This window comes from Spirillospora sp. NPDC046719, assembly GCF_040645715.1.
In the GTDB taxonomy this organism is placed as follows: domain Bacteria; phylum Actinomycetota; class Actinomycetes; order Streptosporangiales; family Streptosporangiaceae; genus Spirillospora.
On the sequence record NZ_JBEYYT010000002.1, the window covers coordinates 40262 to 52653 of the forward strand.

Sequence of the window (12392 nt, forward strand, 5' to 3'; positions counted from 1 at the left end):
CATCGTCCCTCGCGGCGGGCGGGCGTATCCAGGGAGCGGCTCTCCCACGATGAACGCTCCGCTCCCGCACGTCCCGGCTCGGGCGCAGGGTTGGAGGACGACCCCGAGAACGGAGACCTGATGCAGACACGGACACTGGGCGACCATGGACCGGCCACTTCCGCGCTGGGCCTGGGCGCGATGGGCATGTCGGGCGCTTACGGTGCGGCCGACCGCGCGGAGAGCATCGCCACCGTGCACGCGGCGCTGGACGGCGGCGTCACGCTGATCGACACCGGCGACTTCTACGCCATGGGCCACAACGAGCTGCTGCTCGCCGAGGCGCTGCGCGGCCGGGACCGCGACGGCTACCAGCTGAGCGTCAAGTTCGGCATGCTGCGGGGCCCGGGCACGGAGTTCGGCGGGCCGGACGGCCGCCCCGAGGCGGTGAAGAACTTCCTGGCCTACTCGCTGACCCGGCTCGGCACCGACCACATCGACGTCTACCGCCCCGCGCGGCTGGATCCGGCGGTGCCGATCGAGGAGACGGTGGGCGCGATCAAGGAGATGATCGACGCCGGGTACGTGCGGTACCTGGGGCTCTCGGAGGTCGACGCGGCGACGATCCGCCGGGCGCACGCCGTGCACCCGGTCGCCGACCTGCAGATCGAGTACTCGCTGATCTCCCGTGCGGTGGAGGCGGAGGTCCTGCCGACGCTGCGGGAGCTGGGCATCGGCCTGACCGCGTACGGCGTGCTCGGCCGCGGCCTCATCTCCGGCCACTGGAGGGCCGGCCGCACCGCGGGCCCCGGCGACGGCCGCGGCTCCAGCCCGCGGTTCGCCGCCGGGAACGTGGAGCACAACCTCGCCCTCGTGGAGGCGCTGCGCCGGATCGCCGACGCGAAGGGGGCCACCGTCGCCCAGCTGGCCATCGCCTGGGTGGCCGCGCAAGGCCGGGACATCGTGCCGCTGGTCGGCGCCCGCACCCGCGAACGGCTGGCCGAGGCGCTGCCCGCGATGGAGCTGGACCTCACCGCGGACGACCTCGCCGAGATCGAGAAGGCGGTGCCGCCGGGCGTGGCGCGCGGCGATCGGTACCCGTCCGCGTTCATGTCCACCCTCGGCGTGGGGAACTGAGCACCCGCACCGAGCCTTCTCCGTCCGGCCGATAAGGCATGCTTTGCCGGATGACGGCCCCGGCGACTGCCCGATGACGATGACAGGACAAACCGAACTGCTCGGGTTGGCGGCCGGGGCGCTCATCGCGTCGGTGACGGCGCCGGTCGGGGTGTCGGGAGCGGTGTTCCTGTTGCCGGTCCAGCTCAGCGTTCTGAACGTGCCCAGTCCGGCGGTCACCCCGACGAACCTCTTGTTCAACGTGGTCGCCGGGCCTGGTGCGCTGGCGCGCTATCACCGTCGCGGGCAGTTGAGCGGTGCGTTGACCCGGCTGCTGATCCTGGGGACCCTGCCCGGCGTCGTCGTCGGAGCGGTCATCCGGGTCTTCGCCGTCCCCGGTCCGACCGTCTTCCGCGCCCTGGTGGGCCTGCTGCTGGCACCGTTGGGCCTGTGGCTGTGCGCCCGTACCCTGCGCCCTCCGCGCGGTGACCGTGCAAGCGCCCCGTCCGAACGCTTCGTCGTCGGGCTCTCGCTGGCGGTCGGCACGGTCGGCGGCGTCTACGGCATCGGCGGTGGCTCCATCCTCGGGCCCATCCTCGTCGGCCGCGGCATGCCCGTCGCGCAGGTTGCGCCCGCCGCTCTCGCCTCCACCTTCCTCACCTCGGTGACCGGCGCTCTGACCTACGCCGCGCTCTCGTTCACCGCGCACGGCGACATCGCGCCGGATTGGCCGCTCGGGTTGAGCTGCGGCCTCGGCGGGCTGGCCGGCGGCTACCTGGGCGCGCGGCTGCAACCCCGGCTGCCCGAGACCGCCCTCCGCCTGACCCTGGGCGCCTTGGCCACCGCCCTGGCATTCGTCTACCTCGTCCAAGCGGCCGCCTGACCCCATGGGGCGCGTAGATCAGGCGAGGCGGTAGCCGATGCCGGGGGTGGTCGTGATGACGGGTGGTCCGCCGAGCTTGCGGCGCAGCCGTCCGATCGTCACGGTCACGGTGTTGGTGAACGGGTCGGCGTTCTCGTCCCAGACCTGCTCCAGCAGCGCCTCGGTGCTGAGGAAGCCGGGGCTGGCCCGCATCAGCGCGTGCAGCAGGGCGAACTCCTTCACCGACAGGTTCAGGTGCCGGCCGTCGCGGACGGCGGTCCGGCGGACCGGGTCCAGCTCGATCCCGGCCGCGCGCAGGATGCGCGGCCGGCCGTCCGGCCTGCGACGGGCCAGGGCCTGGACGCGCAGGACCAGCTCCGGGAAGTGGAACGGCTTGGCGAGGTAGTCGTCGGCTCCGAGGGTGAGGCCGCTGACGCGGTCGTCCGGCGTTCCGGCCGCGGTCAGCATCAGCACCATCGGACGGTCCCGCCGTTCGCTGATCATCTGGCAGAGGGTGTCGCCGTGCAGGCCGGGCAGGTCGCGGTCGAGGACCACGACCTCGTAGGCGGTGGTATCGAGCCTGGCGGCGGCCCCCAGCCCGTCGTGGGCGAGGTCGACGGCCATCCCCTGGTCGCGAAGGCCCTCGGCGACGACGGCGGCGAGCGACCGGGCGTCCTCGACCACCAGGACCCTCACTCCGCCGCCCCGGCCTGAACGAGCGGGGACGTGGGCGCGGGCGCGTGGGCGGGGGCGGGCGGCAGGGTGATGTCGACCCGCAGGCCGCCCTCGGGCGGGGCGAGCAGGTCGAGCCGTCCGCCATGCGCCGCGGCGATCGCCGCGACGATCGACAGGCCGAGGCCGGAGCCGTTCTCCGAGCCCGTGCGGTCGTCGCCGAGGCGCGCGAAGGGCTGCGCGAGCCGGTCCACGTCCCGCTGGTCGAGGACGGCTCCGCCGGTCCGCACGACGAGCCGCACGCCGGCGCCCTCCCGGAAGGTCGCGACGCGCACCCGGCCGCCCGGCTCGTTGTGGGTGACGGCGTTGTCGAGGACGTTCTCAACCATCCGGACGAGCAGCGCGGAATCGCCCCGGATGCTCGCACCGGCCCGCAGTTCGGTCGTCACCTCCAACCGTTTCGCGGCGATTCCCGTGGCGCGGTCGGCCACCGCACGCGCGACCAGGTCGTCGACGGAGACGTCGGCGCCGCCGGCCAGGGCGCCGTGCTGGGCCCGGGCCAGGACGAGGAACCCGTCGAGCAGCCGGTCCACCCGGTCCAGCTCGGGACGCAGCCGGTCGGCGAGGGCGAGCGCCTGCCGCTGCGCGCCCGGCTTGGCGGACGCGACGTCCAGCGACGCCCGCATGGTCGCCAGCGGGGTGCGCAGTTCGTGCGAGGCGTTGGCGACGAACCGGCGCTGCGCCGCGAACGACGCCTCCAGCCGTTCCAGTAGCCCGTCGATGGTGTCGGCGAGGTCCTTCACCTCGTCCACCGGACCGGTGACGGCCAGCCGCCGGTCCAGGTCGTCGGCGGAGATCCGCCGGGTCGCCGCGGTGATCAGGCGGAGCGGGCGCAGCACCCGGCGGGCGAGCAGCCGGCCGACAAGCAGGGAAAGGACCGCCATCACGACCAGGGCGAGCAGCATTCCCGCCAGCAGTTGCCGGGAATGCTGCGCGTTCGTCTCGGCCAACTGGTCCTGAAGCCGCCGGATGTGCTGCTGCGCCGCAGCCGGGTCGCCGCTCTGGGGCGGGGCCTGCCCGCCCAAGGGGACGCTCGTCCCCCGGTCGCCGGAGAACAGGAAGGTGAGCGCCGACAGCCCGATCCCGGACACCAGGAACACCGCGGCGTACAACACCGTGAACCGGAGCCCGACGGTCCCCCTGCGCAGCCTGATCATCCCTCCAGCATGCCCGGCCGGACCTAACAGCGGGATGACGAGCACGGTTCGGGTCACGTTACGTCCGTTTCCATAGAAACGGCGGCATGCCATTCAGAGAACTTCTTCGCCGGGAATGGGGCGCCTTCCGGCGTCCCGGACGGCTGATCGCCCTGGCGGCCGCGGCCCTCGCCGTCATCGCCGCCGGGCTGCTCTACGCGTCCGGCAACCACGCGTCCTGCGCCGGGCCCTGCCGCCACGATCCGACCAGCGCGGACGGCTCGGTCGTCGGCGACCGGTTCTGGTTCCTGCACCGCGGTCTCGGCCGGAACGGCGCCATCACCGTCCGGCTGACCGCGATGACCGGGACGATCACCTACCCGCCGCCCCACCACGACAAGATCGTCCCCGGGCTGGTGCCGTGGGCGAAGGCCGGGATCATCATCAAGGACGGCGTCCGGCCGGGCTCGTCCTACGCGGCGCTCGCGATGACCGGACACCACGGCGTGCGGATGCAGTACGACTACCGGCACGACATCGCAGGGAGCCCGGACGGCGTGTCGCCGCGCTCCCCCCGCTGGCTGCGGCTGACGCGGTCCGGAGCCACCGTCACCGGCGCGGAGTCCGCGGACGGGCTGCACTGGCGCACCGTGGGGTCGGTGGAACTGCCGAACCTCCCGGACACGGCGCAGGTCGGGCTGTTCGCCGCCTCCCCCGGCGACCTCACGCTGCGGAAGGTCGGGCTCGGCGGAGCGGTCGAGGAGATCCGCTTCACGCAGGCCACCGGGGTCTTCGACCACGTCACGACGGCGGGCGCGGCCGCCGGCGCGTGGCGCAGCGAGGCCATCGGCGGGATGAACCAGACCGACTGGGAGAAGTACCACAACGCCTCCGGCGCGATCGAGAAGGGCGGCGCCATCGCCGTGAGCGGGACGGGCGACATCGGCCCGAGCGGGGAGGAGGGCGTCACCACCGTCGACGAGACCCTCCCCGGCCTGGTGATCGCGCTGATCATCATCCTGATGGCGGCCGCCCGCTACGGAGCGAAGGAAGGCACCAAGGACGGCACCCGGGACGGCACCCCGCCGGACGCCGCACCTGGACGCCGCCGCGCGGTGGTGATCGCCCGGGCGGTCGTGGTCGGCGGTGCGACCTTCGTGACCGGGCTCGCGGCCGTCGGTATCGCCCTGCCGGTCGGCGTCGCGATCTTGCGGCATAACGGCGTCCCCGTGCAGCCGGTGTCCGCGCTGACCGCCGTGCGGGTCGTCGTCGGGGTCGCGGCGGCGCTCGCGATGTGCGGCGTCCTCGCCTATGGGCTCGGTGCCGTGGTGCGGCGCGGCTGGGCGGCGGCCGTCCTCGCGCTGACGCTCGTCGCCGTGCCGTACGCGGTGGCCACGATGCCGCTGCTGCCCGACGCCGTGGCGCGATGGCTGCTGCGCCTCACCCCGGCCGCGGGCTTCGCCGTCCAGCAGACCAGGATCGAGTATCCGCAGGTGGTGGCACACTACGCGCCGTCGGCCGGGTATTTCCCGCTGCCCCTCTGGGCGGGTTTCGCCGTCCTCTGCGCCTACGTCCTGGCCGTGCTGTGGCGAGCGACGACCCGCGCCCCCTCCCACCGCCCCACCAACTGGCGCTGAGCCGATGGCGGTCCAAGCACCCCGAGCTTTCGTGGAGTTACGCTGGTTCCCCTAAGCCGTGAGCGACTGGCGTCACAGAAATGGGCGAGGTCAAGCCAGTGGGCAACCAGTTCAATGAGCTGTACATGACGAACAGTGCCACCGATGTCTTCTTCGATGTTCTGACGCTGGCAGGGAGTGCTCTAGCCGTTTCCCCATGGGAACAGAACCTGGTCCTGTATTTCGCCGACGGGCACCGGCACGGCAGAGGATTCTCCGGCTTCGACCTCGAAGAGCTGCCCTGGACCGACAACTGCACAGAGGAGAAGGAATTCTTCCTGCGGTTGATCGACACGGCTTTGTCGGGCCATGGCTGGGACCGGCTTCCTTACGAGCCTCCACACGTGAAGAAGGACCTGGCCGCCTTCAAGGCGATGCTCGCTTCCTACATCCCGCAACCGGCCGATTCGGCCTATCTGGCCGAACCCACCGTTGGGGTGGTTCGCCAAGCCGACTGGCGAGTGACTCCGACCCCTGAGCAAGTCTCACCCTGTCCGAAACATGGAATCTTCAGCGGTGAGCTGGGGTGTCGATTGTGCCCTCCGCCGCCTTGAGCAGCGCGAGCGGTTGATCCGATCCCGAACGCGCGCTTAGGGGTCTTTATCGGAGAGGGCGTCGCGGAGGGGGACCAGGCCCTGCTGGAGCCCGAAGATCGCTGCTTGGGTCCGGTCTTGGAGGCCCAATTTGGCGAGGATGCTGGAGACGTGAGTCTTGACGGTCTGCTCGCCGAGCGCGAGCGCTCTGGCGATCTCCCGGTTGGAGCGCCCCCTGGCCAGCTCGGCGAGCACGTCGCGCTCCCGGGGCGACAATCCCCGCAGCGGGCCGGCCGGTTCGTCCTCGCGCAGCTTCCGGACGAGGAGCGCGGCTACCCCGGAGTCCAGCACGCTGCCGCCGGCCGCGGCGGCCCTGACGGCCTCCACGACCCGATCGACCGCGGTGGTCTTCGGCAGGTAGGAGGAGGCGCCGGCGCGCACGGCGTCCACCGCCTGGTCCGCGGCCAAGAAGGAGGTCAGCACGATGACGGCGGGTCCGGAATCCTCGTTCCGGAGGGCGTGCAGGACGCCCAGGCCGTCCAGGCCCGGCATCACCAGGTCCAGGAGCACCACGTCGGGCCGCTGCGCCTGGATCGCCTCGATCGCGGACTGCCCGTCCGCGCACTCGCCGGTGACCGTGATGTCGGGCTCCTGCTCGAGCACGAACCGCAGCCCCTGCCGCACCACCTCATGATCGTCGACGATGAGCACCCTGATCATGCCGGGATCCGCACCTGGATGGTCGTGCCCTCTTCGGGCGCGCTCGCCACCTCGAAGGTGCCGCCCAGTTCGGTGACCCTCTCGCGCATCAGCGCCATCCCCATCCCGTGCCGCCCCGCGGTCCCGGCCGGGGGGAAGCCCCGCCCGTCGTCGCTGATCAGGACCATGATCTGCCCTCCGGCCTTGGTCACGCGGAGCTCGATCCGTTCCGGTTCGGCATGCCGGGCCGCGTTGCCGAGCGCCTCCTGGACCACCCGGAGCACCGCCAGCTCGACCGCCGGGGGCAGTTCCGGCGCGTCGATCGTCGCGCTGATCCGGATCCCCAGCCGTACCTCGTAGGCTTGGCAGAGGTCCTTCAGGGTCGCCGCCAGCCCGGCCTCTTCCAGCGCGACGGGCCGCAGCTCCAGCAGCATGGCACGCATCTCCCGCATCGTGCGTTCCAGCGTCTGCTCCATCGATTCGGCCTGCCGTCGCAGGTGCGATCCGGCCGGCAGCGCGCGGCGCAGACCGCCGGCCAGCAGGTTGGCCGAGAACAGGTCCTGGGACACCGAATCGTGCAGGTCCCGGGCGATCCGGTTGCGCTCGTCACGCCGCGCGGTCACGACGGCCGCCTCGCGCTCCGCCCGGACGGCGAGTTCCAGCCGTTCGGCCATCCGGTTGAAGGCCTGCTCCAGCCGGCCCACCTCGTCGCCGCCCGACACCGGGATCCGCGATCGCAGGTCGCCGTCCGCCATCACCGCGGTGCCGGCGGCCAGGCGCCGGATCCGGCCGATCAGGCGGCGGGTGCTGAGCAGCCCGAACACCCCGCCCGCCGGAACCAGCATGACCAGCATGATCAGCCCGGGCAGCAGCATGCTGTCGGTGTCGGGGGCTTTCTGTGCCGCGGCGGCGGTTCTCTTGGCGTCGGTACCCGGACGGCTCAAGCCGCCCGGGGCCAGCCTGACGTAGGCGATCGCGAAGGTCCGGCTCGTCCCGCTGGTCGTCGTGGTCGTCACCGGACTGGTCGCCCAGGCCGCGCCGCCGCCCAATGAGGTGACCTGATGGGTCGCGGTGACGGCGGCACGGGGCAGCGTCGAGCCGATCGGCATGATCCGTGGAGCGGTCGTCGCCACCACCCGGCCGTCCAGCCCGGCCAGCGCCTCGACCAGCTCCGGCACCGGGTCCGCCGCGGTGCGGCCGAAGCCGGCCCTGGCCGCGGCCGCGAGGAGCGCCCGGTCGGAGAGCGAGCCCCGCCCCGCGGCGGCCGTACGGGCCGCCGCGGCGTCCTGCTCGACGATCGAGCCGCTCTTGACCACGCCCGCCTGGACGTCGGCTTGGACCACCCGCGCGTTGGCCTGTTTCACCTGGTGGCGGGCGTTGGCCATGCGCGGGACGAAGTAGGCCAGCACGACCGCTTCGACGATGAGTACGGCCGCCGCGGAGACGGCGACGTACGACGCCCCCATCCGGATTCTCAATCCGAATCTGGACAGCATGGGTTCAGCGTAGGCCGGGTGATCCGTCTGCGGGGTCCCTCGAACGGCGGTGCGTTCACTCCTCTTTTGGGGGATCTGCCCGGCGGCGAGCGTCGCCAGATTGGACGGCATGACTCCTCGAAGCGCGTGTGCGGGGCTGGCGCTGGCCCTGCTGCTCACCGGATGCGGGGGACACGGCCCGCAGGCCAAGCCCACGTCGAGGTCGAGCGCCGGCGCCGGGGCCGCGATGCTCCGGCTCGCCCAGTGCGCCAGGGCCCACGGCCTGCCCAACTTCCCCGACCCGGTCCAGAACCCCGACGGAACGTGGACCTTCCCGTCCACGGGAGGCGCCCAGCGGCTGCCCGCCGCGTGTGCCTCGCTCAAGGCCCAGGTGCCCCACGGCGCCCAGCCGACTCCGGTTTCGAGCGCCGACCTGGCCAAGCTGCGGCAGTTCGCCGCATGCCTGCGCCGTTCAGGCATTCCGGACTGGCCGGATCCCGACACCGACGGCTCCTTCACCCTTCCCACCCGGCTCCAGAACATCGGCAAGCCCGCGCTGATCGCGAAACTGGCCCCCTGCAAGCGGTACCAGCCCTCCGGGCGCTTCGGGTTCAAGCGCCCGGCCGGCGGAGGGCAGTGACATGCGCCGGCTCCTGATCCTCTCCGGCGTCGCACTGGCCGGGCTGTCCGGCGCCGCGAGCTGGACGGTCCTGGACGGCCGCGGTCACGCGGCCGACCGGCCCGGCACCGGCACCGTCCGGACCGGCACCGCCGCCGTCGTCCGGACCGATGTCGCGCAGCGCCAGATGCTGAACGGCAAGCTGGGCTACGCGGGCACCTATCAGCTGCAGGCCACCGGATCCGGCGTGGTCACGAAGCTGCCGCCGGTCGGCCGCCGGATCCGGCGCGGGGACACCGCCTACGAGATCGACGGCACGAAGGTCCCGCTGATGTACGGGACGCGGCCGGTCTGGAGGGCCTTCGAGGAGGGGATGACCGACGGCTCGGACGTCAGGCAACTGGAGACCAACCTCGCCGCCCTCGGCTACGGCGACGGCCTCACCGTCGATGACCACTACTCGTCCGCCACCTACTGGGCCGTCTGGCACTGGCAGGAGGACCGCCACCTGCCCGAGACGGGCACCGTGCCGCTCGGCCAGATCGTGTTCGCCCCCGGCCCGGTCCGGATATCCGCGCTCGACGTCGCGACCGGCACCAGGGTCCAGGCCGGGCATCCCGTCGAGCACGGCACCACGCCGCGGCAGGCGGTCACCGTGCAGCTCTCGCCGACCGACCTGCCGAACGTGAAGATCGGCGATCCGGTCGTGGTGACGCTGCCCGACCAGACGACCCGGCGGGGTCGTGTCTCCGCGATCGGCACGGTCGCGACGACCTCGCCCTCCACCGGCGACGGCGGAGGCAACGGGAGCGACACGCCCGAGCAGTCGACGGCCCCGGTCACGGTCACCGTCGACGGGACCATCCACGGCCTGCTCGACCAGGCGTCGGTCCAGGTGTCGATCATCGCGCAGCAGGACCGCGGGGTGCTGGCCGTACCGACCACGGCACTGCGCCCGCTGCCCGGCGGCACCTACGAGGTCGTCGTCGTGAGCGGTGCCCTGCGGCGCCATGTCCCGGTCAGGACCGGGCTGTTCGACGAGAGCGCCGCGCTGGTCGAGGTCAGCGGCGCGGGGCTCGCGGAGGGACAGCGCGTGGAGGTGCCCGATGACGGTTCTTGAGCTGACCGACGTCCGCAAGACCTACGCCGGGGAACCGCCGGTCGAGGCCGTACGCGGCGTGAGCCTGACGGTGGAGCACGGCGACATGCTCGCCGTCCGCGGCGCCTCCGGATCGGGCAAGTCCACGCTGCTGCAGCTCATGGCGGGTCTGGACCGGCCTACCAGCGGTTCGGTGCGGCTGGCGGGCGAGTCGGTGCCGGCCATGTCCGACCGGGCGCTGGCCGGGTTGCGCGCGCACCGGGTCGGTGTGGTGTTCCAGCAGTTCTTCCTGCTGGACGCTCTGTCCGCGTTGGAGAACGTCGCCTCCGGGCTCCTGTACCGCGGGACCCCGGCCCGAGAGCGCCGTCGCCTGGCGCGGGCGGCACTGGAGCGCGTCGGCCTCGGGCACCGGACCGGCCACCACGCGGGCAAGCTGTCCGGCGGCGAACGGCAGCGGGTGGCCATCGCCCGGGCGGTCGTCGGCCGCCCGGCGATCGTGTTCGCCGACGAGCCCACCGGCAACCTCGACAGCGCCACCGGCGCCGGGATCCTGAACCTGATCAAAGAGCTCAATGCCGAAGGCACCACCCTGGTCATCGTCACCCACGAGGAGGCCGTCGCGCGGGCGTGCCGCAGCCGGATCGAGATGCGCGACGGGGTGCTGGTCGCATGAGGAGCACCTTGCGGTTCACCGACCTGCTGCCCACCGGGACCCTGGGACTGCGCTCCCGCCGGATCAGGGCGGTCCTGTCGGGCCTCGGCATCGCGATCGGCATCGCCTCGATCGTCGCGGTGCTCGGCGTCACCAGATCCAGCCAGTCGAACCTGCTGGCCCGCATCGACCGGCTCGGCACCAACATGCTGACCGTCGTCGACGGGCACACCATGGGCGGCACCGAGGCCGAACTGCCCGCCACGGCCGCCCCGATGATCCGGCAGGTCCCCAACGTGCTGTCGGTCGCGCCGACCGCCCAGGTCACCACGGCCGCGGTCTACCGCAACGACCACGTCCCGACCGGGCAGACCGGCGGACGGGCGGTACGCGCATGCGACGCCTCGCTGCTGACCACCCTGGACGGTTCGCTGCTGACCGGCCGGTTCCTCACCTCCGCGCCGTACCCGGTCACGGTGCTCGGCTACGACGCCGCCACCACGTTGGGCGTGCGGAACGTCGGCCCCACGGTCCGGGTCTGGCTGGGCGGGCACTGGTTCACCGTCGCCGGAATCCTTCGGCCCCTGCCGCTGGCCCCGGAGATCGACCGTTCCGCGCTGGTGTCGTTCGCGGCCGCCGGCAACGTGCTCGGATACGACGGGCATCCCAGCCGCGTCTACCTGCGCGCGCAGAAGGACCACGTCCCGGAGGTGGCCGACCTCCTGGCCCCCGCCGCCAATCCGGCCAACCCCGATCAGGTCGAGGTGAGCCGGCCGTCCGACGCGCTCACCGCGCAACTGGCGGTCAAGGCGTCCGGGCAGGCGCTGTTCCTCGGGCTGGGCGCGATCGCACTGCTCGTGGGGGCGATCGGGATCGCCAACGTCATGGTCATCTCGGTCCTCGAACGGCGCTCGGAGATCGGGCTGCGCCGGGCGCTGGGCGCCGCACGCGCGCACGTCGCGGCGCAGTTCCTCACCGAGTCGCTGGTGCTGTCGGCCTTCGGCGGCGCGACCGGGCTGGCCATCGGGACCGCGATCACCACGGGCCTCGCCTACGACCGCCACTGGGCCGTGTCGATACCGGCGCAGGCGCTGTGGGGCGGGCTGCTGCTGGCCCTCGCCACCGGCGCGATCGCCGGGCTCTACCCGGCACTGCGCGCCGCGCGGATGTCCCCGACCGAGGCCCTCCGAAGTGTCTAGCCGTCAGCGCGCAGCGCGCGCCCCACGTTTGCATAGGCTCTGACCCCATGGCGAGGCTCGACACCGCACGAGTGGTCCAGTCCCTGGCGTCCTCTTGGGCGGACGAGTTGCTGGACAACGACAGCTGGCCGCTGATCGCGAAGATCCTGCTGGCCCTGGGCTGCGACTGGCCGGCCGCCACGGAGCTCGCCGCGATGCCCGTCACCTCGGAGACAGCCGTCCTCGACGCCGTCAAGCGGCTCGCGGAGGAGACCGGCCGGGAGATGGGGGACCTGCCGGCGCTGGACTTCTGGGACATCGTCTGCGGCCTGGTCGCCCGAGCCTGGCGGTTCGGAGTGTTCGATGAAATCGATGCGATCTACCGAATGAACGGCCTGTGGTGGCAGATCCGACGTCTGGACCGGTCCCACAGCCAGGGACTTCAGCTCATTTGGCAGGGCATGGGGCTCAAGGAGATGCACGACCATCTGGACGTCACCGATGAGGCGGCCGCCATGCTCACCGAGGCCGATCGACTCATCCCGGCCGATTCGGTGAACGGCCCGCTCTGCGAGACCGTACTGCACGCCGTCGACTGACGGCCGCCCCCTCCGGGAACCTGCGAAAGACCGCGAG

General features: G+C 72.4%; 13 protein-coding genes. 9 read left to right on the plus strand and 4 right to left on the minus strand.

Annotated features, from left to right (window positions below; genetic code table 11):
* Nucleotides 1-120: 120 nt before the first annotated feature.
* On the plus strand, nucleotides 121-1116 hold the full coding sequence (locus tag ABZ914_RS00760; protein ID WP_500190671.1) for an aldo/keto reductase: 996 nt from the start codon (nucleotides 121-123) through the stop codon (nucleotides 1114-1116).
* Nucleotides 1117-1159: 43 nt separating this feature from the next.
* Entirely contained in the window at nucleotides 1160-1978 is an 819-nt protein-coding gene (locus ABZ914_RS00765; protein ID WP_500190672.1) for a TSUP family transporter, read from the plus strand.
* Nucleotides 1979-1996: 18 nt separating this feature from the next.
* On the opposite strand, the gene ABZ914_RS00770 is transcribed toward ABZ914_RS00765, so the two are convergent.
* Both ABZ914_RS00770 and ABZ914_RS00775 read right to left on the minus strand, forming a co-directional pair.
* Entirely contained in the window at nucleotides 1997-2653 is a 657-nt protein-coding gene (locus ABZ914_RS00770; RefSeq protein ID WP_500190674.1) for a response regulator transcription factor, read from the minus strand.
* Complete coding sequence (locus ABZ914_RS00775; RefSeq protein ID WP_500190676.1) at nucleotides 2650-3903, minus strand: sensor histidine kinase; 1254 nt, start codon at nucleotides 3901-3903, stop codon at nucleotides 2650-2652. The genes ABZ914_RS00770 and ABZ914_RS00775 overlap by 4 nt, the downstream gene beginning before the upstream one ends.
* A gap of 29 nt (nucleotides 3904-3932) precedes the next feature.
* On the opposite strand from ABZ914_RS00775, the gene ABZ914_RS00780 reads away from it, so the two are divergent.
* Nucleotides 3933-5462 carry a hypothetical protein gene (locus ABZ914_RS00780; protein WP_500190678.1) on the plus strand — a complete coding sequence of 510 codons (1530 nt, stop codon included), beginning with the start codon at nucleotides 3933-3935 and terminating at the stop codon, nucleotides 5460-5462.
* An 80-nt stretch (nucleotides 5463-5542) separates the two neighbouring features.
* Nucleotides 5543-6055, plus strand: coding sequence for a hypothetical protein (locus ABZ914_RS00785; RefSeq protein ID WP_500190679.1), 513 nt, complete (start codon nucleotides 5543-5545; stop codon nucleotides 6053-6055).
* A 36-nt stretch (nucleotides 6056-6091) separates the two neighbouring features.
* Here the strand turns inward: ABZ914_RS00785 and ABZ914_RS00790 are convergent, their stop codons facing one another.
* Both ABZ914_RS00790 and ABZ914_RS00795 read right to left on the minus strand, forming a co-directional pair.
* Nucleotides 6092-6754 carry a response regulator gene (locus tag ABZ914_RS00790; protein ID WP_500190681.1) on the minus strand — a complete coding sequence of 221 codons (663 nt, stop codon included), beginning with the start codon at nucleotides 6752-6754 and terminating at the stop codon, nucleotides 6092-6094.
* The gene (locus ABZ914_RS00795) at nucleotides 6751-8229 is read right to left on the minus strand and encodes a HAMP domain-containing sensor histidine kinase (protein ID WP_500190682.1); all 1479 of its coding nucleotides are present in this window, start codon (nucleotides 8227-8229) and stop codon (nucleotides 6751-6753) included. Before ABZ914_RS00795 ends, ABZ914_RS00790 begins: the two co-directional genes overlap by 4 nt.
* 109 nt (nucleotides 8230-8338) lie before the next feature.
* Here ABZ914_RS00795 and ABZ914_RS00800 point away from each other — a divergent pair, with 109 nt between their 5' ends.
* The 5 genes from ABZ914_RS00800 to ABZ914_RS00820 are packed head-to-tail and all read left to right on the plus strand — an operon-like array spanning nucleotide 8339 to nucleotide 12355.
* Nucleotides 8339-8848, plus strand: coding sequence for a hypothetical protein (locus ABZ914_RS00800; protein WP_500190684.1), 510 nt, complete (start codon nucleotides 8339-8341; stop codon nucleotides 8846-8848).
* A 1-nt stretch (nucleotide 8849) separates the two neighbouring features.
* Entirely contained in the window at nucleotides 8850-9947 is a 1098-nt protein-coding gene (locus tag ABZ914_RS00805; RefSeq protein WP_500190686.1) for a peptidoglycan-binding protein, read from the plus strand.
* Nucleotides 9934-10599, plus strand: a complete 666-nt coding sequence (locus ABZ914_RS00810; RefSeq protein ID WP_500190688.1) for an ABC transporter ATP-binding protein — start codon at nucleotides 9934-9936, stop codon at nucleotides 10597-10599. Before ABZ914_RS00805 ends, ABZ914_RS00810 begins: the two co-directional genes overlap by 14 nt.
* The gene (locus ABZ914_RS00815; RefSeq protein WP_500190690.1) at nucleotides 10596-11777 is read left to right on the plus strand and encodes an ABC transporter permease; all 1182 of its coding nucleotides are present in this window, start codon (nucleotides 10596-10598) and stop codon (nucleotides 11775-11777) included. Before ABZ914_RS00810 ends, ABZ914_RS00815 begins: the two co-directional genes overlap by 4 nt.
* A 47-nt stretch (nucleotides 11778-11824) precedes the next feature.
* Nucleotides 11825-12355, plus strand: coding sequence for a hypothetical protein (locus ABZ914_RS00820; RefSeq protein ID WP_500190691.1), 531 nt, complete (start codon nucleotides 11825-11827; stop codon nucleotides 12353-12355).
* Nucleotides 12356-12392 lie beyond the last annotated feature (37 nt).